The sequence below is a fragment of the Tepidanaerobacter syntrophicus genome (assembly GCF_001485475.2).
GTDB classification, from domain to species: Bacteria; Bacillota; Thermosediminibacteria; order Thermosediminibacterales; family Tepidanaerobacteraceae; genus Tepidanaerobacter; species Tepidanaerobacter syntrophicus.
In genome coordinates this window covers 119840-144891 of the sequence record NZ_DF977003.1, presented here as the reverse complement: position 1 = coordinate 144891, position 25052 = coordinate 119840, and the positions used below count along the sequence as shown (strand labels likewise).

20 protein-coding genes and 1 riboswitch are annotated in these 25052 nt (G+C 38.3%); of the genes, 4 read left to right on the top strand and 16 right to left on the bottom strand.

What is annotated here, in order from left to right:
• Nucleotides 1-10 precede the first annotated feature (10 nt).
• From ribD to TSYNT_RS09535, 7 genes are all read right to left on the bottom strand, one after another.
• Entirely contained in the window at nt 11-1093 is a 1083-nt protein-coding gene (ribD, locus tag TSYNT_RS09570; RefSeq protein WP_059033504.1) for a bifunctional diaminohydroxyphosphoribosylaminopyrimidine deaminase/5-amino-6-(5-phosphoribosylamino)uracil reductase RibD, read from the bottom strand.
• Between the two features lie 79 nt (nt 1094-1172).
• Nucleotides 1173-1304: riboswitch (FMN riboswitch) on the bottom strand.
• Nucleotides 1305-1631: 327 nt separating this feature from the next.
• On the bottom strand, nt 1632-3035 hold the full coding sequence (locus TSYNT_RS09560) for a cytosine permease (protein WP_059033501.1): 1404 nt from the start codon (nt 3033-3035) through the stop codon (nt 1632-1634).
• 155 nt (nt 3036-3190) lie between these two features.
• Nucleotides 3191-4618: a dihydropyrimidinase gene (gene hydA, locus TSYNT_RS09555; RefSeq protein WP_059033499.1), complete on the bottom strand. Its 1428-nt coding sequence runs from the start codon at nt 4616-4618 to the stop codon at nt 3191-3193.
• A 32-nt stretch (nt 4619-4650) separates the two neighbouring features.
• Entirely contained in the window at nt 4651-6246 is a 1596-nt protein-coding gene (locus TSYNT_RS09550; protein WP_059033497.1) for an N-acyl-D-amino-acid deacylase family protein, read from the bottom strand.
• Nucleotides 6247-6263: 17 nt separating this feature from the next.
• Entirely contained in the window at nt 6264-7445 is a 1182-nt protein-coding gene (locus tag TSYNT_RS09545; protein ID WP_059034293.1) for a YgeY family selenium metabolism-linked hydrolase, read from the bottom strand.
• A 22-nt stretch (nt 7446-7467) separates the two neighbouring features.
• The gene (dpaL, locus tag TSYNT_RS09540) at nt 7468-8700 is read right to left on the bottom strand and encodes a diaminopropionate ammonia-lyase (RefSeq protein ID WP_059033495.1); all 1233 of its coding nucleotides are present in this window, start codon (nt 8698-8700) and stop codon (nt 7468-7470) included.
• A 288-nt stretch (nt 8701-8988) separates the two neighbouring features.
• Complete coding sequence (locus TSYNT_RS09535; protein ID WP_059033492.1) at nt 8989-10737, bottom strand: sigma-54 interaction domain-containing protein; 1749 nt, start codon at nt 10735-10737, stop codon at nt 8989-8991.
• Nucleotides 10738-11038: 301 nt separating this feature from the next.
• On the opposite strand from TSYNT_RS09535, the gene TSYNT_RS09530 reads away from it, so the two are divergent.
• Genes TSYNT_RS09530 through TSYNT_RS09515 form a run of 4 tightly spaced genes read left to right on the top strand, consistent with a single transcriptional unit; the run spans nt 11039 to nt 13929 of the window.
• Nucleotides 11039-12304: a PTS sugar transporter subunit IIC gene (locus tag TSYNT_RS09530; protein ID WP_059033491.1), complete on the top strand. Its 1266-nt coding sequence runs from the start codon at nt 11039-11041 to the stop codon at nt 12302-12304.
• Nucleotides 12301-12609 carry a PTS sugar transporter subunit IIB gene (locus tag TSYNT_RS09525; RefSeq protein WP_059033489.1) on the top strand — a complete coding sequence of 103 codons (309 nt, stop codon included), beginning with the start codon at nt 12301-12303 and terminating at the stop codon, nt 12607-12609. Before TSYNT_RS09530 ends, TSYNT_RS09525 begins: the two co-directional genes overlap by 4 nt.
• Nucleotides 12610-12623: 14 nt before the next feature.
• Nucleotides 12624-12950, top strand: coding sequence for a PTS sugar transporter subunit IIA (locus TSYNT_RS09520; RefSeq protein ID WP_059033487.1), 327 nt, complete (start codon nt 12624-12626; stop codon nt 12948-12950).
• Nucleotides 12951-12972: 22 nt separating this feature from the next.
• Nucleotides 12973-13929, top strand: coding sequence for a DUF7916 family protein (locus TSYNT_RS09515; protein ID WP_059033485.1), 957 nt, complete (start codon nt 12973-12975; stop codon nt 13927-13929).
• A 179-nt stretch (nt 13930-14108) separates the two neighbouring features.
• Here TSYNT_RS09515 and TSYNT_RS09510 read toward each other — a convergent pair whose 3' ends face one another.
• The 9 genes from TSYNT_RS09510 to TSYNT_RS09470 all read right to left on the bottom strand — a co-directional run bounded on the left by TSYNT_RS09510 (nt 14109) and on the right by TSYNT_RS09470 (nt 25037).
• Nucleotides 14109-16850: a sigma-54-dependent transcriptional regulator gene (locus TSYNT_RS09510; protein ID WP_059033483.1), complete on the bottom strand. Its 2742-nt coding sequence runs from the start codon at nt 16848-16850 to the stop codon at nt 14109-14111.
• A 187-nt stretch (nt 16851-17037) separates the two neighbouring features.
• Nucleotides 17038-18075 (bottom strand): RnfABCDGE type electron transport complex subunit B, encoded by a 1038-nt coding sequence (locus tag TSYNT_RS09505; RefSeq protein WP_059033481.1) that lies wholly within the window; start codon nt 18073-18075, stop codon nt 17038-17040.
• 24 nt (nt 18076-18099) lie between these two features.
• Nucleotides 18100-18690, bottom strand: coding sequence for an electron transport complex subunit RsxA (rsxA, locus tag TSYNT_RS09500; protein WP_059033480.1), 591 nt, complete (start codon nt 18688-18690; stop codon nt 18100-18102).
• A 16-nt stretch (nt 18691-18706) separates the two neighbouring features.
• Nucleotides 18707-19318, bottom strand: coding sequence for an electron transport complex subunit RsxE (gene rsxE / locus TSYNT_RS09495; RefSeq protein ID WP_059033477.1), 612 nt, complete (start codon nt 19316-19318; stop codon nt 18707-18709).
• A gap of 2 nt (nt 19319-19320) precedes the next feature.
• Nucleotides 19321-19863, bottom strand: a complete 543-nt coding sequence (locus TSYNT_RS09490; protein ID WP_059033475.1) for an RnfABCDGE type electron transport complex subunit G — start codon at nt 19861-19863, stop codon at nt 19321-19323.
• A complete protein-coding gene (locus tag TSYNT_RS09485; RefSeq protein WP_059033473.1) occupies nt 19860-20783 on the bottom strand; it encodes an RnfABCDGE type electron transport complex subunit D in 924 nt (307 codons plus the stop codon). Before TSYNT_RS09485 ends, TSYNT_RS09490 begins: the two co-directional genes overlap by 4 nt.
• A 33-nt stretch (nt 20784-20816) precedes the next feature.
• Nucleotides 20817-22142 (bottom strand): electron transport complex subunit RsxC, encoded by a 1326-nt coding sequence (gene rsxC, locus TSYNT_RS09480; RefSeq protein ID WP_059033471.1) that lies wholly within the window; start codon nt 22140-22142, stop codon nt 20817-20819.
• Between the two features lie 86 nt (nt 22143-22228).
• Complete coding sequence (locus tag TSYNT_RS09475; protein WP_059033469.1) at nt 22229-23047, bottom strand: formate/nitrite transporter family protein; 819 nt, start codon at nt 23045-23047, stop codon at nt 22229-22231.
• A gap of 235 nt (nt 23048-23282) precedes the next feature.
• The gene (locus TSYNT_RS09470; protein ID WP_059033467.1) at nt 23283-25037 is read right to left on the bottom strand and encodes an NADH-dependent [FeFe] hydrogenase, group A6; all 1755 of its coding nucleotides are present in this window, start codon (nt 25035-25037) and stop codon (nt 23283-23285) included.
• Between the last annotated feature and the right edge of the window lie 15 nt (nt 25038-25052).

The following is a 25052-nucleotide window of genomic DNA, read 5'->3' as shown; positions in this document are numbered from 1 at the left end:
CACCTTCCTTTCATTTTTTAGGATACATCGCGAGCATCACATCATCACCGGCTTTTTCCACATGGTCAATATAAAAATCATATATATCTTTCATTTCCCTTAGAAAAAGATTTCCTACATAATCTTTGCCATCACCTCCGATGATCTTTGGCGAAATGAAAACTATTATTTTATCCAAAAGCCCTTCTATAAGAAATGAAGTAAATACCTGGGCGCCTCCTTCCACCAAAATACTGTAAATTCCCTTATTATAGAGAGCTTTCAGTAGTTCCTTAAGGTTTACTTTATCTTGAGATGTCGTTACAATTTCTGCACCTATTTCCTCAAGTTTTTTCAAACGCCCTTTGTCAGCTTGTGCTGTAGTAGCTAAAATAACCTTATCCTTGCCCTGCAAAAGTCTTGACTCTATAGGAATTGCAGCCGATGAATCCAAGACTATCTTCACCGGACTTGCCGAGTTATTTGCAAGACGGCAGTCAAGGATCGGATCATCTGCTAAAACCGTCCCTATACCTACCAAAATACCATCATACATGCTTCTTATTTCATGGCCCCTTTTTCTGGCAGCATCACATGTTATCCATTTTGACTTTCCTGAAGATAGGGCAATCTTTCCGTCAATGCTCTGAGCTATTTTTGCTGTCACAAAGGGGATTTGTTCGGAAATGTTTTTAATAAAAACTTCATTTAACTTTGATGCTTTATCCTTTAGAACACCTACTGAAACTTCTATCCCGGCATTTTGTAATTGTGAAAACCCTTTTCCGGCAACTTTTGAATTGGGATCTTCTATAGCCGCAACTACTCTTGCTATTTGGGCTTTTATCAGTGCTTCAGTGCAAGGTGGCGTTTTCCCATAGTGACAGCAAGGTTCCAGATTTACATAAATAGTTGCTCCTTTTGCATTAATTCCGGCTTCCTTTAAAGCCTCTATTTCTGCATGAGATCCTCCAGCCTTTTTATGATAACCTTCTCCTATGATTTTGCCTTCTTTTACGATAACTGCACCTACCATGGGATTTTCTCCCGTTGTTTTTCTACCCTTTTCTGCAAGTTCCAATGCCCTTTGCATAAAGTACTCATCAGTTTCCATAAAATCCCTCGCTTTTTATGTAAAATAAAAATGCCCCGGAAAATACATTCTCCAGGGCAAATAGATCTATAAAAATATAATGAACCTTCTTCCATCCAGACTATACTGTCGGCTTTGGATTTGCACCAAATCGGCTCCACATCGGAGTTCGCGGGCTTACTCTCTCGAGCTTACCGCCGGTGGGGAATTTCACCCCGCCCTGAAGGTTGTTTTTTAAAATTTTTAAGTTTTGAATTGATTATGAGTCATGATATCATATAAAGATTATATTTTCAAGGGAATTTTATCTAAATTAATTCATTTGGCTTTGATTTGCCCCAAAAAACTTCTATAACTTTCTTTGGAGGTTTTGGAGTTGCTAAACTTACAAAAACTGTGAGCAGGCCGGAAACAATAAGCCCCATTACAATCCCATGCATCCCGAGGTTAAATGGGATAATTTTTCCTTGTACGAGAATGAAAGTGACCATGCCGCGGCATTTGTTAGTATTTGAAGCATTTTTATATATCTCAAATTATAGGAAATTTTTAAATTTCTTCAATTATTATCAGGATAAAATGAGATCTCTTTGCCAATATCTGGATTATATTTCTTTAAAGTGTAATATTTCATCAGAATATAATATACGAATATGCTCAAAAAAAGCCCTACAAAGAACGCATAGCCTTCAAAAAATAAACCTATTATAAATGAAATAATTAATGCAGCAAAAGCACTCATATTATAACCATTATTATATTCATACTCTCCTCCGGGTTTATACAAATCTGTAACATTTACCTTGCATTTACGTATGAGATAATAATCAGCTAATACAATACCTATGATGGGACCTAGCAATTGCGATATCCAATTTTGGATATTTATAAGAAACCCACCCGAATCCTGTATTGTCCATGGCAGAATAGCTACTGATATCACGCCGCATATAATAGTACTAACTGAATATTTCATTTTTGGAAAAATGCTCAACATAACTAACGATGGAGGTAATAGATTAGCTGCTGTATTAGTTGACCACTGGGCAAATACTACGCATATATAACATAAAATGAGGCTTACTTTATTTGTAAATAAATCATTTATGACTTCATTCAAATCCCAATAGCCAGAAGTAATGCCAGCTGCCATACCAACTAACATCGTTAATACTCCTACTAGCATTAAACCAATCACTTGACCAAAAATTGCTCTACGATTGCGCTGCAAGAAACTCATTTTTTCATAATTCTTATCCCGCTTTATTTTTCTGGTTAAATCACATCCATTTAACGCCATTGTTATCCATCCGCCGGCAATGCCTGCTATTGCGTATGGAATTGAATAGCCGCCACTAGCTTTAGCTGACATGATGTCAGGAATTGAAACATTATATTTTTTGAGAATCATAATTAAAATTGCACTAAACAATATTCCTAAGCTTGGTATAGCAATCCAATCAAGTTTTGCCATGGCTTCTAACCCATACATAGCATTTACTATTTGCATAATAGCAAATGCTATAATCATTAAAGTTAAATTGTTAAAACCAGGAAAAATTATACTCATCATATAATTCATAGCTTCTGCTCCTATAAAGGTTAAAAATCCAAACCAGTAAATGCCGGGTATAGCACGTAATAATCCGGCAACGCGCGCTCCTTTATATCCAAATGGCGCACGGCTATAAACCACGAAAGGAATTCCATAGCTTGTTCCAATCTCTCCTATTAGAATAGTAAAAAATGTCACTATGGCATATCCTATTAGCATAACCCAAACCACGGTCCAAGGTGATAAGCCTTTTCCTCCGTTATAATATTGGGCACCTAAGCTAAATCCGACTATGTTAATAGTCATTCCAGCCCATAAAATAGTATAATCTCCTAGCGACATTGTTCTTTCTGAATCCAGCATAGGCAATAATTCTTTATTTTCAGTACATTGATTTTCCTTTTCCATGTGTTATCCTCCTCTTTAAAATCAGGGGTTGTCTTAATTTATTCCTTAAGTAAGACTCGAGTTTGAAAACATTGTTGTAAAAGATAAGATATTATGATTTGCTATTTATAGCTTTTGCATCTGCCCCTATCTGGATTTGACTTATTTATATTAGTCTACAAGCTAAATCTCCTTAATATGTCAGGCTCGATCTGTCTTTTTATAAATTTGCCATCTCCTCGTTTTCCCTTGAATTCTCCGCTTTCTATTATTATCTTACCGTTTGAAATGGTCATTACCGGATAACCTTTAACTTTCATCCCTTCATGCAGGCAATAGTCTATATTGTTATGCAGCACCTCAGGTGATAGTGTAACTTCTTTATTCATATCTACTATAACTATATCTGCGTCACTTCCAGGTGCTATAATACCTTTGCGCGGATAACATCCAAATATTTTTGCAACGTTTGTGCTAGTAATTTCACATACTTTATTTATTGAAATTCTCCCTTTCGATACACCTTCTGAAAGTAAAATTGGTAATCTAATTTCAGTCCCGGAGCACCCATTAACTACCTTGGTAAAGTCGGGAATGAAATTACCATTTTCATCTTTCTCTAAAAACATGGTTTTTTCTTCTTTTGAATAAGTACAATCATCAGAACCAGTTACTGAAATTGTTCCATCTTGCATACCCTTCCATAAATTCTCTGCTTCTTGAGGCGTCCTAAGTGGTGGAGAACAAATCGCCAAGTAACCAATTTCTGGATCTTCATATAAGTCTTTAAATAATGTAAGATAGTGAGGACATGTTTCAACATAAATCGGGTATCCCTCATTTTGAGCTTTCCTAACTATATCTAATGCTTCTCCATTAGTTGTATGAACTATTAACAAAGCATTCCCAACATATTTTGAAAAATATACTGCTCTACTTACCGCTTCTGCTTCACATAAGATAGGTTTAGAATCCGCGAATCTAGGCCAACTTAGATCTCCTATTTTCTTGTATTTTTCTATATTCAGTTCAGCTATAGCATTACTTTCCGCATGAACCATCGGTAAAGCATTTAATTCTTTCGCCCTTGAAAATATTTTAATTAACGTTTCGTCATCCGCCATAACACCTTCTTTTTTATATGTCATAAATAGTTTAAACGAAGGGCATCCATAATCAACAATTTTTTCTACCTCATTTAATATATTTTCAGGTGCTTCCACGAATTTACCATGTATGCTATAATCAATAGCAGATTTGCTCATTTCTTCATGCCTTTTTTTTACCGCTTCAAATACAGACTTTCCTTTGAATGTGTTGGTAAAATCCATCAGCATCGTGACGCCGCCGAAAGCTGCCGATATACTTTGAGTGTAAAAATCATTAGCGCCAAAACATCCTTGAAAAGGAGCCTCAACATGCATATGGGCATCTATGACTCCAGGCATTACATATTTACCTTCTGCATCTACTATTCTTTTGGCATCTCCTAAATCTTCTATATCGCCCAATGCTGACACTTTCCCATCTTTAACTGCGATATCTGTTTCTACAATTGAAGTAGGGGATACAACTTTACCATTTTTGATAATTAAGTCATACATAATATTAACCTCCGTTAAATTTTTTAACTAATTTAATTAAATCTTAAGACCTTACCTGCTTTTACAGGCTGCGGCTTGCCATTATTTACAAGTATTTGCCCATTTACAATTACATAATCAATTCCCTCGGGGTACTGGATAGGATTAACATAATCGGCGGTATCTTTTACTTTTTGTGGATCAAAAATAACTATATCTGCTGCATAATTTTCTTTTAGCAGTCCCCTATCTTTTAAGCCAAGAACGCTTGCGGGCTTGCCGGTCATTTTGTAAATCGCTGTCTCTAAATCCAGTACCTTTTCTTCTCGAACATATTTTCCTAAAATACGAGGAAATGTCCCATACAGCCGAGGATGAGGTTTTGCTCCCATAATGCCATCGGTGCATACATTATGTTCTTTCCTTTTCATAATCTCTACAACATGTTCTTCCTTTCCATAAAAGTCCACCATACCTACAACATTTTCTTCTTCGAGCAGTAAATCAAATACTGCATCAAAGGGGTCTTTTCCCCTTATTTCTCCGATTTCAACTAAATTTTTGCCAACAAGATCACGGTTCTTTTCTGTTTTAACAAATGTTACATAAATTCCGTCTAAGCCTGCAAAGTCAATGAAATTATCCCATCCCGGTATTCCGTTGATTATGTCCTCTTTCATCTTTTTCCTTAATTCCGAGCTTTTAAGTCGTTCCAGAAGTTTATCTGTTCCTCCGTCGTGGACCCAGGGCGGTAAAATTACTCCAAGCATTGTACTGCCTGCTACATAAGGATATTGATCAAAGGAAACAGTAATACCATCCTTATTTGATTTATCCAGCTTTTCCATTACTTTTGGAAATTTATCCCAATTTTTCTTACCGGCAACTTTAAAATGGGAAAAATGCACTCGGCAGCCGCTTTCTTTTCCGATAGTAAGAATTTCATCCATAGAATCTAATATACTATCTGCTTCGCTACGCTGATGTGTTACAAAAACAGCGCCTGCATCATGAAGTATTTTCCCTAAAGCAATAAACTCATCGATTTTGGCATAGCAACAAGGTGGGTATATCATCCCTGTAGACATACCAAAAGCGCCTTCTTGAATGCTTTTTTCTAAAAGTTTTTCCATTGATTTAAGCTCTTCCGAAGTCGGTTGGCGATCATCAAGCCCCATAGCTGAAAGGCGTAGATTGCCATGAGGTGCTAAGAATGCAATGTTCGGGCCAAGCTCAAGCTCTTCTAACCGGCTTAAGTATTCACCAGTGGTCCTCCAGGTCCACTCTACTTCATACTCGCCTTCTAAGCCTGCCATAGCTTTCTTCCAAGAAGAAATGTATTCATCTTTTATAGGTGCAAGCGACATCCCATCTTGACCAATAACTTCAGTTGTAACTCCCTGGCGAATCTTTGGCGAAACAAAAGGTTCTGCAAATACGTGTAAATCCGAGTGACTGTGGGTATCGATGAATCCGGGGGATACTACCTTATCTGATGCATCAATTATTGTTTTACTTTCAGCATCCTTAAGGTCGCCGTCTATTGCTTCGATCTTACCATCCTTTATACCTATATCTGCCTTCTTGCCTTTGGCACCTGTTCCATCGACTACAAGGCCATTTTTAATTATGATATCGAAAACGCTCATCTAAAACCCTCCTTGATTTAGCTTAATAAAGCCTTGATTATTTCATAATAGCCACATGTTGCTTTTAGAAGCTGCTCGATTTCTATATATTCATCTACTATATGTGCAAGACTCTCTTTAGACGGACCAAAGCCAAGTGTTTTGATATTCGCTTCTCCCGCATAGTGACTGCCGTTAGTGCAAAAAGAGTAATGGGTTATTTCAGGCTGAAAGCCTGCGCTTTTTAGCCCCTCATAGGTTTTTTGGATAAAATCTTCTTTTTCATCATAGAGCCATGCCGGGAAAAATCTTTCTCCCTGTATTTTTGTGCCTGTATAGCACTTTTCCTCCCCTAAAGCATAGGACACTTTTGCTTTAAAGTTCGGGTCATCTTTTTCCATCCTTGTAATAATATCTTTTATCGGCTGCAAAACGCTTTCTTTTGTTTCGCCCACCAAAAGTCTCCTATCAAATGTTGCTCTGCAATAATCAGGCACCACGGATGCTCCGGGATAAGGCGATGATTTTATATCTGTAAGTTCTAAGATTCCATCTCCCAAAAAGTCGTGATGAATAGGCTTTATTTTGCGGATTTCATCAATCAAATTTGTCATACTATAGACAGCATTTATTCCTGCTTTAGGATTTGAAGAGTGGGCGCTTTTGCCAAAAGTCTCTATGACTATTTCCGCTCTTCCTCTCTGCCCGCGCTTAATGTTGCACTCTGAAGCTTCTCCTATGACAACATAATCAGGGTTTACTTTTTCGCTGACTTTTCTAGATGCTATTCCCTCAAAGCATTCCTCGTGGACAACACCTGCAATGTATATATCTCCAGCAAAATCCTTCTTTGTGCTTCTTGCATAATTTGCAGCCGCACACACCATCGCGCTTATAGCGCCTTTCATATCCGAAGCTCCTCTGCCGTATATCCTCCCTTCTTCAATAATCCCTTCAAAAGGTGCCTTGCTCCACTGACTTTCGTCAGCAGGTACAGTATCCATATGACCGTCAAACAAAATAACTTTGCCGGATTTACCGCCTCTCATATGGCCTATTACATTACCATAATCATCAGTTAAAATCTCATCAAACCCCATTGCCTTGAAAGTATCAGCCAGTTTTGCGGCAAGCATTTCCTCCTGGCCGGAATAGCTTCTGATTCTTATTAAATCTTGACATAGATTTATTACTTCTTTTTGTTGATTTTCTGTTAGCATTTCTTTTTCACCTCTCATATTTTTACAAAAGATCGTATGAAGGATATTTTCCATCCCAAACTATTTTTCTGTAATCCACCGGATCTGTATCGCCTTCTGTGCTTATAAGGAGGATTTTTGACTTTTCGTCAATCCTAAGTAGATCCTTCATTTTGCTGAGTTTTTCAGCTTCTGCTATCAAACTTAAAACTCCCATGCCTACAGCTCCTGACTCTCCGGAAATTACTTGCGCATCTCCTTTTATCGGGCTGCCAAGTATCCTTACACCTCTTGCTGCCGTATTATCAGAACATATAGCATACATATCAGCATAATCTCTTAAAATTTCCCAACTTATTATATTTGGCACGCCGCATGCAAGCCCTGACATAATGGTATCAAGACTGCCTTTTACGGCATGGGGCTTTCCGTCATTTGCCTTCGCCGATTCATATATGCAGGCAGCTGTTTCAGGCTCAATTATAAGTGTTACAGGTCTTTCTTCCTTATAACGCGATGCTAGATAGCCCTGGACAGCGCCTGCAAAGGAACCTACTCCCGCTTGGAGAAAAACATGCGTAGGCTTATCTTCACCAAGTCCCTCAATTTGCTCTATCGCTTCATCGATTAACGTACCATATCCTTGCATTATCCAAAGGGGTATGTCTTCATATCCTTCCCAAGCCGTATCTTGTACAATAACTCCTCCGTGCTTTTCGGCATATTCCATTGCAATTTTTACAGAATCGTCGTAATTGTATTCTGTAATCGATGCCTCAGCACCCTCATTTATTATATTTTGCAGGCGAATTTTTGAAGAACCCTTAGGCATAAAAACTACGCATTTTTGCCCCAGCTGCCTTGCTGCCCATGCTACGCCTCGCCCATGATTACCATCGGTAGCAGTTACAAAAGTGATATCTCCTATTTTTTCTCTAATTTCCTTCGAACGCAGTTTTTCAAAGGTTATTTCTTCTTGTGGCATGCCAAGCTTTTGGCCTAAATACATGCCTATAGCAAAGGAGCCGCCCAAAACTTTAAAAGCATTAAGACCGAATCTATAAGATTCGTCCTTTACCCAGATTTTATTTACCTCAAATCTTTTGGCAAGGTTGTCTAAAGTATGCAGCGGTGTCACTGAATATTCAGGAAAGCTTTTGTGAAAATTACGCACCTTTTTAACTTGCTCTTGTGACATAACATCTACAGAAACCTTTTCGCTATAATTTTTTCTAGCATTGTTATTATAAATAAACTTAATCGGTAAATCGTTCATTAGTCGATACCTGCCTTTTAGTATTTTAAAGCTTCATGATTCTTTACTAAAATATAATGCAAGTATTATGCCTAAACTTTCGAAATCAATGATAAAAAATAAAAGCCTTGTATCAGAAGGCTTTAGGCGGTTTTTCGAATAATTAATTTTTATATTGTTTCTTTGAAGCTTCGATTATATTTATCATTATGATAAATATAATCACCTAAAAGCAGTTTTGGCTAATGTTGAAGGCGTGACATCATTTATCAAAATGATAGATGATTATCAAAATGATAATTGGTAAGTTTATTGTATATCATACTTTTTAAGTTTTCTGTACAAGGTAGCAATTCCTATACCCAGCGCATCCGCAGCTTGCTGCTTCCCTGCTACGGTATTTCCATATAAATGAAGGGCACGCTCTATTAAACCCTTTTCCAGCTCTTCCAATGTAATTAAGCTGTCATCTCTATTTAAATCAGTCTTTATTTTTTGAGGAAGTAAGTTTACAGTTATTATGCCTTTGTCGTCTAACATGTTTATCATGTACTCCACTGCATTCTCAAGTTCACGGACATTTCCGGGCCAGCTGTAACTATATAACAAATCCCAAACCTTGCTTTCAAAGCCGATAACTTTCTTTTTAAAGAGCGCCGAATATTTATGAACAAAGTAATCTGTCAGCACCCTTATATCATCTTTACGTTCACGAAGGGGCGGTATATAAAAGGGTATGACATTGAGCCTGTAATAAAGATCCTCGCGGAACGCCCCTTCTTCAATAAGTTTTTCAAGGTTTTTATTTGTTGCGGCAATTATCCTGACATCGACAGGCACAGGCGTATTTGAACCTAACCTTACAATCTCTTTTTGTTCAAAAACTCTAAGAAGTTTTGCCTGCAGATAAAGAGGCATATCCCCTATCTCATCCAGAAAAAGGGTGCCCTTATTGGCAAACTCTATTTTGCCAATTTTTCCATTGGGGTCTGCTCCGGTAAAAGCTCCCTTTACATATCCAAAAAGCTCACTTTCAAGAAGTGTATCAGGCACTGCTGCACAGTTAATTGCTACAAAAGGTTTGTTTTTCCTATCGCTTTCGGCATGTATGGCTCTGGCAAATATTTCTTTTCCGGTGCCGCTTTCCCCTGTGATAAGAATCGTTGAAGATGATGGAGCAATCTTTTTGACCTTATTTTTAAGCATTTTTATTGACTCGGATTCACCGATAATATTTTCGAGATTCACATTCTCTCTTGTAGTTGTTGCAGAAAACATTTTCTGTTTTAGTGAGTTTAAATCAGTGAATATGAACACTTTGCTGTAATTAAAGTCACCTTCGAAAATTTCATATTCCTCTCCAATTAAGATATAATTTTTAGTTCCTGCCTTAAGCTCATATTCTTTCATATTTAAAAGAGAATTTCCGGTTGTTCTTATTTTTATTTCGGGGAATACATCTGCCGTATCATTTATACTGAAAATACTCTTTGCTATGCTATTTGCCTTTAAAATTTTTTCATTCTTATCTAACACAATGACCCCTTGATCTATTTTATCGATTATGTCATTTAACATATCTATAAGAGTGAGCATGTTCTGTTTTTCGATTTCTTCTTTTGCTTTTGATGAAATAAGATCAGACATCTGCTCTAAAAATTCCATAAAGGTCTCTGAATTACTTAAAATGTGCTCCTTCTGTATCTCGCTAAAGCACACAAAGCCCATCACGCCTACAACCTTTTCTCCAATTTTTATGGGCATGCTCATTTCAAAGGTTTCTTCGCAATGACCTTCTTGAGCGATTTTAGGGCAGTTTTTGCATATTTCATGCTTACCGGGTTCTGAAATAATTTGCTGTTTACCTGTTTTCATGACATCCTTATACACATAGCCTTCATTTTCCATATTCTTGTTTATTCTGCCGGAAAACATGCCTGTGCCCGCTATACGCTCAAAATTATCGTCTACGATTTCTACATCAACACCCAAAACCTGAGATAAGACTTTGGCATATTTTTCAACAGTATTCTGCATGCTTTTTAAAATACTTGCCAACTTTATTTCCTCCTGTAGGCTATCTTTTAGTAAAAATTTTGTTTTTATCACTTTGATAATTTAAGTTTATCAGTTTTAAAAAATAATACAATCAAATTTGTTCTTTAAAAAATATTTATCTTACTCAGGATGCATTATACACTCACAATACACATCAGCAATATCTATTAAACTTTATAATACATATTAATACACATATGAAATTGCCTTGATAAAATCAAGCTTTTAAGTTATGGCATAGTTTTTGCTTCTATGTTAATTCCGGATAATATTATAAGATAAAAAAGAAGGGATGATTATTTTGGACGCTATCATGAATTTTTTAAATGATCACTTTATGCCTTTCGCAGGAAGGCTTGCGGAACAGAGACATCTTAAAGCTTTGCGTGAAGGAATTGTTGCTGTAATGCCACTTTTGTTGGTTGGCTCTCTATTTTTAATAATAGCTTACCCGCCTATAGAAGCTCTAGATACCGCAGTTGCACCTTTTAGAGGCGAACTTTCCAAGGTTTCTAATGCTACTTTTGGAATCCTTGCACTTGTAGCATCTTTTTCGGTTGCATACTCACTTTCGAATTCTTACAAGCTTGACAGCCTAGCATCCGGTATAATAAGTGTATCGGCATTTTTACTTTCGATGCCAGCTACAGATAATGGTAATATTCCTGCAGAATGGCTAGGAAGCAAAGGCTTATTCGTTGCTATGATAATAGCAATACTAGCAGTAGAAATTCAAAGATTTTTCATGGAGAAAAACATTTTTATAAAAATGCCGGCTGAGGTTCCGCCTTTTGTTGCCAGGTCTTTTGCAGCTTTGCTTCCGGGATTTGTTGCGTTGCTTTTAGTTTGGATTGTTAACATTGTATTATTGACAACTACAAAATTAACCTTGCCTGAAGCAATTAACATTGTTCTCGGTATACCTATCATGAACCTAGGCTCTTCTTTACCTGCTACTCTCGTAGCAATAGTTGTAATTCAACTTCTCTGGTGTGTTGGTATACAGGGAGCCGATATTGTAGCAGTATTTTTAGGACCAGTATGGTTATCTTTATCTGAACAAAATGCAGTAGCTAAAGCAGCTGGGGAAATGCTGCCGAATATAATAACAAACCAGTTTATTTATGTATTTGTTTTTGTCGGCGGTGCCGGTGCAACTTTTGCTCTTGCTCTTTTGTTATTAAAGGCTAAGTCTTCGCAGTTAAAAGCTATTGGCAAAGTTGGAATCTGGCCCGCAATATTTAATATCAATGAGCCTATAACCTTTGGCATGCCAATAATAATGAATCCTGTAATGTTTATTCCGTTTATATTGGCTCCTTTGGCAGCAGCCATTACAACATATATTGCAATGGCAACTAATTTAGTCGCTAGACCTTATGCGATAGTCCCATGGACAACTCCGGTTTTTATCAGCGGTTTCTTAACAACCGGGGATTGGAAAGCCATTATACTGCAATTAGTTAATATTATTATTGCCGCTATCATCTATTATCCATTCCTTAGAATGTGGGATAAGATGAAATTTGATGAAGAAACAAAACAAGCAATGGAGGAAGATGTATGAAAATATTATTAGTTTGTGCAGGCGGTATGTCAACAAGCCTGATTGTTGAAAAAATGAAAAAAGAAATTGAGAAGCGAAAAATAGAAGATATTAAAGTTGACGCTAATACTATTGAAGAATTAGAGCAAGTCATCGATGACTATGATGTAGTTATGGTTGGTCCGCAAATTCGATATAAAGAGCCATATATCAAAAACCTATGTGCTCAAAGAGGCAAAAAATATACAATAATTCCACCTGCTATATATGGATCGGTAGACAGCACTAAGATTTTAGATCTTGCTATAAACCTTATAAACAATTAAAGGAGTTCTCGAAAATGGATTATGAACAGATAATTTTATCTATTATAGCTCACGCTGGAAATGCACGCAGTCTCTCCTTTGAAGCATTGCAGCTTGCAAAAGAAGGCAACTTTCAAGAAGCCCGTCAAAAAATAAGTGAAGCCAAAGAAGAATTGATCAATGCCCATAATGTGCAAAGTGATATTTTGCACAAAGAAGCTGCCGGTGAAAAATATGATATTAGTTTACTGCTTATCCACGCTCAAGACCATCTTATGGCAGCAACATTGGCAAAGGACCTTATAGAAGAGTTTATCGAGCTTTATGAAAACGCTTTTAAAAACAAAAAATCGATAGAATAAATAGAAGCTGGAGTGAATTTTTGTGAAAAGAACATTTGAATTAAATTTTGAAGACATGATGAATATCTCAAAAAAGGATTTGCTTTTATCAATAAGCTCATCAGAAGGCAGAACAGTAATGGCGGAAACCGATGTCGCAAAACAACCCATAGTATACGGTGTAAGCAATCCGGAACTTGCTGCCGCCTTTGGTGCAGATATGATTACACTGAATTCATTTGATTTTGACGCACCGTTCATCTTTGGTATAGATGATAAAGACTTGGCAATATCAGATGCATCTGATATGGTAAATAAATCTGCTGAAATTCAAAAAATCCTTCGTAGAAATTCTGCTGATAGAGATTATATACGCAAAATAAAAAATGTAGTTGGAAGATTGTTGGGTGTAAACATGGAGCCGGTTCCAAAAAATACTAATTATTGCGAGGGCAGAAAATTAAACAAAAAAAATTTGGAGAAAGCATCAGAACTGGGTTTTGACTACATAGTCATAACCGGAAATCCCAAAACAGGAATTACAAGTGAGGATATTTTAAAAGGAATCGAGGAAGCTGCGGATGTTTTAGGTGATAAAGCTGTAATAATCGCGGGGAAGATGCACGGCGCCGGCAGTGATAATATCTACGATCCAAAAGTACTCCAAGACTTTTCTAAGGCAGGTGCAGATATTATTTTAATAGGGGCGCCGGGAACGATACCCGGATTGGATTTCGAGCTATGTCGCCGTCAAATAAGCGCAGTTCACGAAACTGGAAAAATGGCTTTAACTGCCATAGGGACTTCGCAAGAAGGTGCTAATTTAAACGTGATACAAGATATGGCCTTAATGTCAAAAATGGCAGGAGCAGATATTCAACACATCGGCGATGCAGGTTATGGCGGTATTGCTTTACCGGAAAATATATCAGCCCTTTCTATTGCAATAAGAGGAAAAAGGCACACATATCGCCGGATGGCTTATTCGTTAAGAAAATAAATCTTAAGTATAAGTATCGCTGAACATTAATGTGTTCCGCGATACTTTTTATATTCTCCTGTTATTTTATTGTGTCTTATTGACACATCAGGGCACTTTATTATTCATTCGTTACCATTTCGAGCAATATGTTGTAATTCTTAGCGCAGCGAAGAATATTATTGGTGAAACAATTGTTATTACAAGAAATGAATTACCTTCACTAAATTTGAATATATTTCATCAGGGAAACTAATATTAAATGATTTCTCCATGGATTCCAGTGCTGAGGCGACTGTCTTGAAATCTTCCGGGTATTTCTCCTTTAGAAAACTTATTTGAGCGGTATTGATTTTAGGTTTAAAGGTGCCTGTTTGGATTTTCTCTATTGCGCAGGAAATGTGAAGGATAAAGCCTACTATCATATCCTCATTGAGTATTATGTTGTGCTTTTTTAAGCTTTTATAGAAAGTGATAAAGTCTTTAATATACTTTTCCGAATCAATACTTGTATTTTCCTTGACTACTTCTTTCATTTGCTCTATAAGAACAATATTTTTGTCTAAGAGCTCTGATTTCAAGAAGCTTTCCGCTTTATTTTCAAGAAGGTCTTTTGGTGAAAGATATTTTAATGTAATATCTTCCGGTTTTACAGAACTAATTACTGCAAGGATATTTTTTTCCTGTTTTATCTGAGCGATTTTTCTATTGTAATCTTCCACTGAATTTATATCTATAGGAATAACATCTGCATTTTTACAAGTGTTATCTAAATATCTTTCCACAATATCCTTCATTTTCAAGGCTGCACCTTCGCCTGTAAAGCACGCGGTTACTATTACATCATCTCTTATGCCCTTGTTATAGTTTAGGTTATCAGCATAATAAATGCGGCCAATATAAGGACTAAAATTTATGACTGCATCATACACTTCATCAAGGCTTGCCGCCATTGTCGCTTTTCTTGAAGCTTCAAGTACCATTGGAGTGCTTACCATTTCGACGGTCTTTATGGGTATACCGGTTCTCTCGTGAATAATATCGCCAAAAAACACCAGGGACCCCATGTCTGCCAAAACGATTACACCTTTGCCTTCATTTATTTTAATTACCAATTCAGTTAGTTCTTCAAGAGCTATTTCCGGCTTTTTATCAAGAGGCAAATTATAGCCTACGGCGTGTCTTTCGCCCAGCAGTTTTGCAGCTACATCCACCATAGAAGTAGCTGTAGTTTCCCCATGCATTGCAACCACTACCCCGACGCGAGACGACTTGTTTTCTTTTCCGTTTTCTTCTGTTATTAAGAACATAGTAATAAATCCTAATTCATCTTCTGGTATATCAACTCCAAAATTATTTCTTAATAGTTCAGCCATTTTAAAAGAAACACCGAATTCTTTTGGATACAGTGTCTTGATTTCATTGGTACGTGGATTAAAAATAATTTTATTGGCTTTAATCCTTTCTAAAGTGCTGGAGACATGCATAGAAATGCTGTACAATACTTTTTCGCTAAAAACTCTATTCAATTGGCTTGCTGCATAATCCAAAAAACACTTAGCTATGGCAACAATTTTTTTATCAACTACTTTGTAAAGTTGCTCCATGCTTTGCTCATTAAGTCTTGAAATATATTTTTTTAAAATGTTTTCTATGTCAAGCGATAGCATTAAGTCAATATCTTTCTCTGTCAATCCCTTTCGTTTTAAAGTATTTCTTTTTTCTTCAATAACCTCATAAATATTAAGTGTATTTGTTTTATCAAGAATTTGAGGTTTATCCTTTTCTGCTCCAAAAACTGCTTCACTTTTCAGGCCAAGCCTTTTAAGCTCTTCTCGGTGTTCCCTGTAATGCAGTATGCCATTTCTTACATACTCGGGCAAATCTTCGCTTCTAATCTTGAGGCAATCCTCTTCTTTGCCGGATATGTAACGGATAAAAGACTTTGCGCAGCTTAATTTTATATCACTTTTAAGCTGCCCTATATTATTTGGACAATCATAGAGTAATAAGGCTCTCATGGAATTTTCAGTTACATGAATATCAATTTTTAGATATTTTGCTTCTTCTGTAAAGAAAGTTTTTATGAGTTCTAAGCGCTCGCTAAGTGTGCGCTGCCTAAGGGGTGGAAGTTTTACTGTCATCGGTATTCGCCTTATAAAGGTTGAAAGAAGAGAGGATTCCGGCTCCTCTGTAGTAGCGCATATAATTAGAATTCGTGCTTCATGTAACGCATCTATTTCGCCAAGCCTTCTATACAAACCTTTATCTATAAGATAAAAAAGCATTTCTTGTCCCTCGGGCGGCAGTCTATGAACTTCGTCAAGGAAAAGTATTCCCCCATCAGCTTTGGCCACAAGACCCGCTTTATCCTTATCAGCCCCTGTGTATGTCCCCTTTTTTACTCCAAACAATTGAGAAATAAGAAGCTGTGGATTATGGGCATAGTCGGCACAGTTAAATGTTACAAATGGAGCCTCTTTTTTTAGTATTCCAATTTCCTTAGCATGTCTATAAATCGCTTCAGCAAACATAGATTTCCCTGTACCGGTTTCGCCCAGCAGTAAGGTATGAAGGCCCATAGGTGGATACATAATAGCCGCTTTTGCCTGCAATACAGCTGTCTTAAGACTATCATTTGCTCCGATAATTTTATCCAAAACCCCCTGAGCTTTCTGATTGCTCTTCTCTATGTAAAGTTTATGTCTTGTTAATAAATCAAGATCTTCTGCTTTAATCTTATAAAAAACGGGTTTTCCACTTACTTTTTCCAGCTTTCCCTCTCGCACAAGGTAGTTCAAGTCGCTGGAAGCATTAGAACGGTATATCTTTAAAATCTCTGCAACTTCTTGGGCACAAACTCCGAAAAGTTCACCATTTTGCTCTAATTGTCGCATACACTCAGATTTTACTGTTTCATATACTTTCTGATATCGCTTCATTACGGTAGCTCCTACTTACTGTATTTTGTGAATATCTTAATATCTTGCAGTATTCCATGGCAATAAACATTCACTAAGCCATACTCTTATATCCATAATAACACATTTCTTATTCACAAAAGCCCGAACGCGTAATTAAGCATTCGGGCTTTTGTGATAAACGTATAGGTTTTAGCTAATATTTCTATTATTTTGCAGTGGCGCATTTGTTGTTAGTTTTTATCTCTTTTTCGCCGTCACGCACCATTTCGATAGCATTCATGCGACATTTTTCCTGACAAATCCCGCATCCGATGCACAGCTCCGGATTTACGGTATGAACTTTTTTTACCTCTCCCGTAATTGCCTTTACCGGGCAATTCCTGGCACACACGGTGCAACCGGTGCACTTTTCTTCGATAATTACCGCTTTTTTACGCTGGCTAAATGCTGGAACAATTGATTTGGTCGGACATTTCTCAACACATAGCATGCAGCTGCGACATTTTTCATAGTCAATTACTGCCACGTTATTGTTGACATGGACAGCATCAAAAGGACATACTTTTTCACATTGTTTGCAAGCTATACATCCTTTGCTGCACACCTGCCTTGTCTCTTTTGGTTTCATCGTGGCCCGGCAGCTTACCCATACCTCATTTTTCTCGGAAACTAGCGCTAAAACGTTTTTCGGACATGCTTCGGCACAAAGGCCGCAGCCAATACATTTTTGTTCGTCTATTACAGGAAGACCATTATCTCCCATAATTATAGCATCAACAGGGCAAACAATTGTGCAGTCGCCAAAACCTAGGCAGCCAAAAGGACAGGCTTTTGGGCCGCCGTTTACCATGGATGCTGCTTTACATGTTTTTACTCCATGGTATTCCGCTTTTGTTTTAGCTTCATTATTTCCTCCTTGGCACAGAACCCTTGCAATTTTTCTATCTCCTGAGGCACCTATATCATCAACGCCCATAATCTTGGCAACCTTTTTCGCAACCGCTTCTCCCCCTACAGGACAAGTATTAACCGGTGCTCTCCCCTCAGCAATTGCTTTTGCCGCGCCTGAACAGCCGGGATATCCGCACGCACCACAGTTAGCTCCCGGCAGTACTTCAAGAATAGCATCTACTTTCGGATCCGTCTCTACTGCCAGCTGCTTGGACGCTATTGCAAGACCTGCACCCAGCAATAAGCCCAGGCCACCCATGCTCAATATTGAAATTAATATTATATTAGACATTTTTTTTACCTCCCACGCTTTGTCTTACGCTAGTGGCACAAGTCCTGTAAAACCTAAAAATATCATCGACAGCAGACCCGCTGTAATAAATACAATTGCAGGCCCTTTAAGTGCATCCGGAACATCTGCAAATTCTAATTCTTCCCTTATGCCGGACATTAAAGCTAGTGCCAATGTAAAACCTACTCCTGCTCCAAATCCCAGGGCAATACTTTCTACTAAATTATAGTTGTTCAGCGGTATCAAAAGTGCAACAGCCATAACAATACAGTTAGTAGTAATTAGCGGCAGAAATATGCCGAAGGCATTATATAAAGTAGGACTTACTTTTAAAACTATCATCTCCACAAGCTGCACCAATGACGCTATAACAAGGATAAAGGCAACTATTTGAAGAAAATCTTCCAATCCGAAGGGAACTAATACATAGTTTTGAATAAGATATGCCGCAACTCCCGTCATGGTAAGTACAAATGTTGTTGCTATACCCATTCCGATTGCTGTTTCAGTTTTATTGGAGACGCCTAAGAATGGACAGTTGCCAAGAAATCTGGAAAAAACAAAGTTATTTACAAAAATCGAACCAACAATGATAAAAAATAATTCTTTTGCCATATATAATCACGCTCCTTTAATGGCCGTCGGCGCTGTTGGCTGTTTTTCTAGTTATAAGATTCATAAGGCCAACCAAGATACCCATAACTATAAAGGCTCCGGGCGGCAAGATTGCAATAACCCATGGCGTAAAACCTGCTCCGAGAATTTTATACCCAAAAACCGATCCTGTTCCCATAATTTCTCTTATTATACTGATTAGAGTAATTGCCCATGTGTAGCCTAAGCCCATGCCAAGTGCGTCAGCAGTTGCTCTAAGAGGGCCTACTTTTGAAGCAAACGCTTCTGCTCGTGCAAGGACAATACAGTTAACCACTATTAGAGGGATAAATATTCCCATGACATTGTATAATGCAGGAAAGTATCCTTTCATAAAAAGGTCGACCACGGTAGTAAAAGTAGCTATTACTATAACATAACACGGAATCCTGACCTTTGAAGGAATTATGTTTCTGAGCAGTGATATTAATATACTTGAACATGTCAGCACAAAAGTAAGAGCCATTCCCATTGCAATACCGTTGTTTGCTGAAGTAGTTACTGCAAGTGCTGAACATATACCTATAACTATTCGAAATATTGGATTTTCGTTCCAAATACCATTTACAAAATCCTTTATTAGCTGCATAACTAAAAATCACCTCCTACGGGGTACAGTTTTACTATTTCATCTAGCGAGGCCTTTATTGCCTTTGTTACCGCGGTAGAGGATATTGTGGCACCCGAAATCGCCTGTACATCTTGTTTGACTATAAATTGGTCTTTAACCGACTTGCCATTAAATTGTCCCGTAAAAGACTCTTCCGTGATTTTTGCGCCAAGACCCGGTGTCTCGCTCATAGACAGCACTTCAACACCTGTAAGCTTGCCTTCAGTAGGATTATATCCCACCATAAGCTCAATTACACCATTAAAGCCGGAGCCTGACGCAGGAAATGCTATCCCCTTCTTGTTTCCTTGATCATCAAGTCCAATATATACTGTAATTCCGTCTTTTTGCACCTCTTCCATTTTGGTTGCACCTGGAATTACCTTAAGCACTGATTCTTGCAACTTTTGTAGTTCCTGCTGTTGAATTTTCGGATTAGTAACTGCGTAAGACAAGGCTAGAACCGCCCCAGATGCGCACGAAATAACAAGAAGCACTACTATCATTTTTACATATTGGTTCATTTGGCTTTCACCTCACCATAGATTCTAGGGACGGTAAATCTATTGATTATCGGTGTAAAGGCGTTCATAAGGAGAATAGAAAACGACACGCCCTCCGGATACCCGCCGAAAAATCTTATCAAAACTGTAAAAAACCCTGCTCCAATACCAAAGATTATTTTGCCTTTCTTTGTAATAGGTGTTGTAACCATATCTGTTGCCATAAAGAATGCCCCTAGCATAAGGCCGCCTGCAAGTAAATGAAAAATAGGATCCCTGCCTAGAATAAGAGATAAGACCGCAACTGTGCCTAAATAGCTTGCGGGTATTCTCCAATCTGCATAACCTTTAAATATCAAAAACAGACCTCCGATAATAATAAGTAATGCTGATGTCTCTCCTAATGATCCGCCTACATTTCCTAGGAATAGTTTCATATAATCTGTTGATACTCCCTGCATTTTCATCAGCGAAAGGGGTGTCGCCCCAGTTGTCCCGTCTACGGGATTTATCCATGTGGTCATCGGGCCTGTGAATGATACCATCAAAAATACTCTGCCTATAAGGGCGGGATTAAACGGATTGGCTCCTATTCCACCGTAAATTTGTTTGCCTAAAGATATAGCTACCACAGCACCTACTGCTGCCATCCAGTAAGGCAGTCCCGGTGGTAGATTAAGGGCCAGAAGCATTCCTGTTACCAGAGCACTTCCATCTTTAATAGTGATGGGTCTGTTTCTAAGTTTTTGAAAAATGGCTTCCGTTATTACCGCAGCCACGCTGCTTACTATCACAAGAGCTAAAGCCCTAGGTCCAAAGAAATATATGCTTCCAATGGTGGGCAGTAACAAAGCTGCGGCTACTGTTAACATTATCTTTGACGTGCTTTCTCCTGAATGTATATGAGGAGAAGACGTTACAATCAAATTATAGTCCTCCATTATACAGCTACCTCCTATCTTGTCAGAAAAAATCTACTTCTTATTTTTCTTCCTTAAAGCTGTTATAGTATTCTTTGCAATCCTTATATGTTGTGTCAGCGGTATATGTGCCGGACATACATATGCACAGCAACCGCATTCTATACAATCCATTGCGTGGTAGTCTTCAGCGTCCTTCCATCTGCCTTTTTCCGAGAATTTAGCAAGTCTTGTAGGTAAAAGGTTTATGGGACAAGCATCTACGCAGCGCGCACAATTAATACAGGTCGATGGTTCAAAAAGCTTTACATCTGATTTTTCTAAAACCAATATGCCGGAGGTGCCCTTTATGGCCGGAACATCCAGTGTAGACTGGGCCAGGCCCATCATCGGGCCACCCATTAAAACCTTGCCGGGAGTGCCTTTAAAGCCGCCACACTGTTCTATAATATCAATAAGGGGTGTGCCTATTCTTATCAAAAGATTGCTCGGCTCGTTTATCCCTGAACCGGTTACCGTGGTTATTCTTTCAATAAGAGGCATACCGGTTTTTAGCACTTTTGCAATAGCCGCACACGTGCCGGCATTGTTAACTATTACTCCTACATCCATAGGCAGGCCGCCAGAGGGAACTTCTCTATCAGTTACAGCTTGTATAAGTTGTTTTTCGCCGCCTTGAGGGTACTTTGTAGCTAAAATTATAACTTGAATCCCTTCGCTTCCGGCGATGGCTCGGTTTATACCGTCTAACGCATCTATTTTATTGTCTTCTATTGCTATAATTCCTTTGTTCACATTGACTGCTTTCATAATGGCCTTAAGGCCTAAAACCACATCTTCCGGATGTTCTAGTAACAGCCTGTGGTCTGCTGTGATGTAAGGTTCGCACTCTGCAGCATTTACAATGATTGTATCTATATTTTTTTCCGGCGGTACCGCAAGTTTAACATGTGTGGGAAAACCTGCGCCTCCTAGTCCCGCCATGCCGGCTTCGCGTATTATACTTTTTATCTCTTCTGGCGTCAGCTTATCTAACGGTTTAGGAGGGTTAATATCCTCATAGGCCTCGTCTTTCCCGTCAGATTCGATAACAACGGACATCATTAAACCTCCGCCCGGCCATAATCTAGGCTCTACTGCAATTACCTTCCCTGAAATGCTGGCATGAACCGGCACCGAAACAAAGGCTTTGGAATCTCCTATTTTTTGGCCTTTCTTTACCATATCTCCAACTTTTACCAGCGGCTCACAGGGAGCACCTACATGCATACCCATAGGGAGTATAACCTTGCTGGGTAAAACAGCTTCCTTTATAGGTTTATTTTTGGTCAATTCTTTATTGTATGGTGGATGTATACCACCGTTAAAGGTCTTAACCATTCTTTCGCCTCCTTCTTTGAGCTAACCTAGTTATTATTCGACAAGTTTTACTAAAAACCTTCATTTAAAAATAATATTATGGCGATTTAAGAATTACGTCTGTATACATACCAATAAGCAATTCCTATTACAATAGCTCCTCCTAATATATTGCCTATGGTAACAGGAATTAAATTTGAAAAAAGACCCCCCGCGTTCAAAACACCTATTGAAGACGGATCAATCTTGCCTACTTCAAGATAGGCCGCATTTGAGGCGGCAAAAATTCCGGCAGGTATAAAATACATATTGGCCACGCTGTGCTCAAAGCCTGACATCACAAAGAGCATAATAGGAAACCAAATAGCGCAAATTTTGCCTGCGATATCTTTTGCGGCAGTAGCCATCCATACAGCAAGCACCACCATTATATTACATAAAATTCCTCTAACAAGGGCCTGGCTAAAAGGTAATGATGCTTTTGTTATTGCTGTTTTAATTACGGTAGCTCCTAAAAGCTGACCGCCACTGTCAAGTAAGCCGCTGCAGCTTATCAGGTATGCAATAATTACTGAACCTATAAAATTTGATATGTAAACCGTAATCCAATTTCTTAAAAGCTGTTCCAAGCTGATTTTTTTATCCATAAGGCCTATTATCATAAGGTTATTTCCTGTAAAAAGTTCGGCTCCGCAAATTACTACTAATATAAGACCGGTTGGAAAAACTGCTCCGCTTGCAAACTTTGCAAGGCCGGGATTTGTTATACCATAGGATATCATTTGTGATGCAAAACCTGCAAAGGCAATATAAGCTCCTGCTAAAATTCCTAAAATAATTAAATTTACCAGTGAATTTTTTGCTTTACCCACAGACACATTGTCAAATGCCTCTGCTATTTCTTTTGGACTTAAGAAATTATTCATTTTTTTCACACCTCCGCTGTTATTTTTGTTTTATTTAAAAAATGAAAACGACGGTTAAATTATATACCAGAAATACAATCTATTCAAGGAACAGCAATTTTAGTTTCCGCCATAGTCTAGCTAAAATTTTATTAAAAGAAAGTGGAAAGCGGGCTTTTCTTATTCTCCAAGCTTTCGCTTTCCACTAATATATTTAATTTATGAGATTTAAAGATTTGGTTTACGTCTTTTCTTATTATTTCATAACGGGATAGAGCTCGCGTTTTACATAATGAGTGTGAAGCAGCTCATGAGATTTTTCGCCAAGGGGTTTGCCTAAAAACTCTTCATAGACAGCTTTAATTGCAGGATTTTCATGGGATTTTCTAAGGGGCATATTCCGATCTACCTCATATATTGCTTTTGCCCTTTCTTCCCTATAATCTATCTCCCAGCGCTCGTCTGAACTTAGTATCGGCTGTCCGCCTCCGCCAACGCAGCCGCCGGGGCATGCCATTATCTCGATAAAGTGATAGTTGGCTTCGCCATTTTTAACTCTTTCAAGTACGGCTCTTGCATTTGAAAGACCGTGGGCAACAGCTACGTTTACTTTGAGTCCGTCTATGTCGATTGTCGCTTCTTTAACGCCTTCTACTCCTCTTACCTGAGTAAAATCTATGTTTTTTAGCTCTTTCTTGGTAACAATCTCATATACGGTTCTTAAGGCAGCTTCCATAACACCGCCGGTTGCACCGAATATAGCGCCTGCGCCGGTGGATATTCCAAGAGGCTCGTCAAAATCCTCATCGGGAAGAGTATTAAGATTTATTCCTGCTTCCTTTAGCATCCTTGAAATTTCCCGAGTAGTCAGGACCGCATCTACGTCCTGATATCCGCTAGAGAACATCTCGGGACGCTGGCACTCGTATTTTTTGGCAGTGCAGGGCATTATAGATACTGAAAAGATCTTTGCAGGGTCTATTCCGATTTTTTCAGCATAGTACGTTTTTACCAGAGCTCCAAACATCTGCTGTGGAGATTTGCATGTCGAAACATTTTCAAGAAATTCCGGATAATAATGCTCACAGAATTTTATCCACCCCGGACTGCAGGAAGTTATAAGGGGAAGTTTACCCCCGTTTTGGAGCCTGTCTAAAAACTCAGATCCTTCTTCCATAATTGTAAGGTCAGCCGAAAAATCCGTATCGAATACCTTGTCAAAGCCAAGCCTTCTGAGGGCAGCAGGCATTTTATTTGTTACAATTGCTCCACGCTTTTTGCCGAATTCTTCTCCTAGAGATACCCTTATTGCAGGAGCGGTTTGAACTACGACAAATTTTTCCGGATCGGCTAAAGCCTGCCATACTCTATCTGTATCATCTTTTTCCTTTAAAGCTCCAACCGGGCAAGCTGTTATACACTGACCGCAGTTAGTGCAGGGGACATCATTTAAACTCATATCGTATACCGGAGCAATTACCGTATTGAACCCTCTGTAGTTAGGCGATATTACACCTACACTTTGCACATCATGGCATGTGCTTACACACCTGCGACATAATATGCATTTTGATGTATCTCTTACTATTGAAGGTGAGAAATCGTCATATTGAGACTTGCTTTTTTCTCCGGGATATCTAAGAGACTTTATGCCTAATTCTTCTGAAAGCTTTTGCAGCTCACAGTTTAGATTTCTTATGCATGTGGGACATTCCAAATTATGATCTGAAAGTAAAAGTTCCAAAGTCACCTTTCTTGATTCTCTTACTGCAGGAGAGTTAGTAATAACTTCCATGCCTTCTGAAACCGGTAAAACGCAAGCGGTCTGCAGCGCCTTGCCGCCTTTTACCTCTACAACACACATGCGGCAAGCTCCTATTTGGTTTACTCCTTTTAAAAAGCAGAGCGTCGGAATTCTGATTCCAGCTTTTCTTGCGGCTTCAAGCACTGTAGCATCTTTGGAAACTTCCACTTTTACTCCGTCTATAGTTAATGTTACCATATCACCCATGTTTTTCTCTCCTTC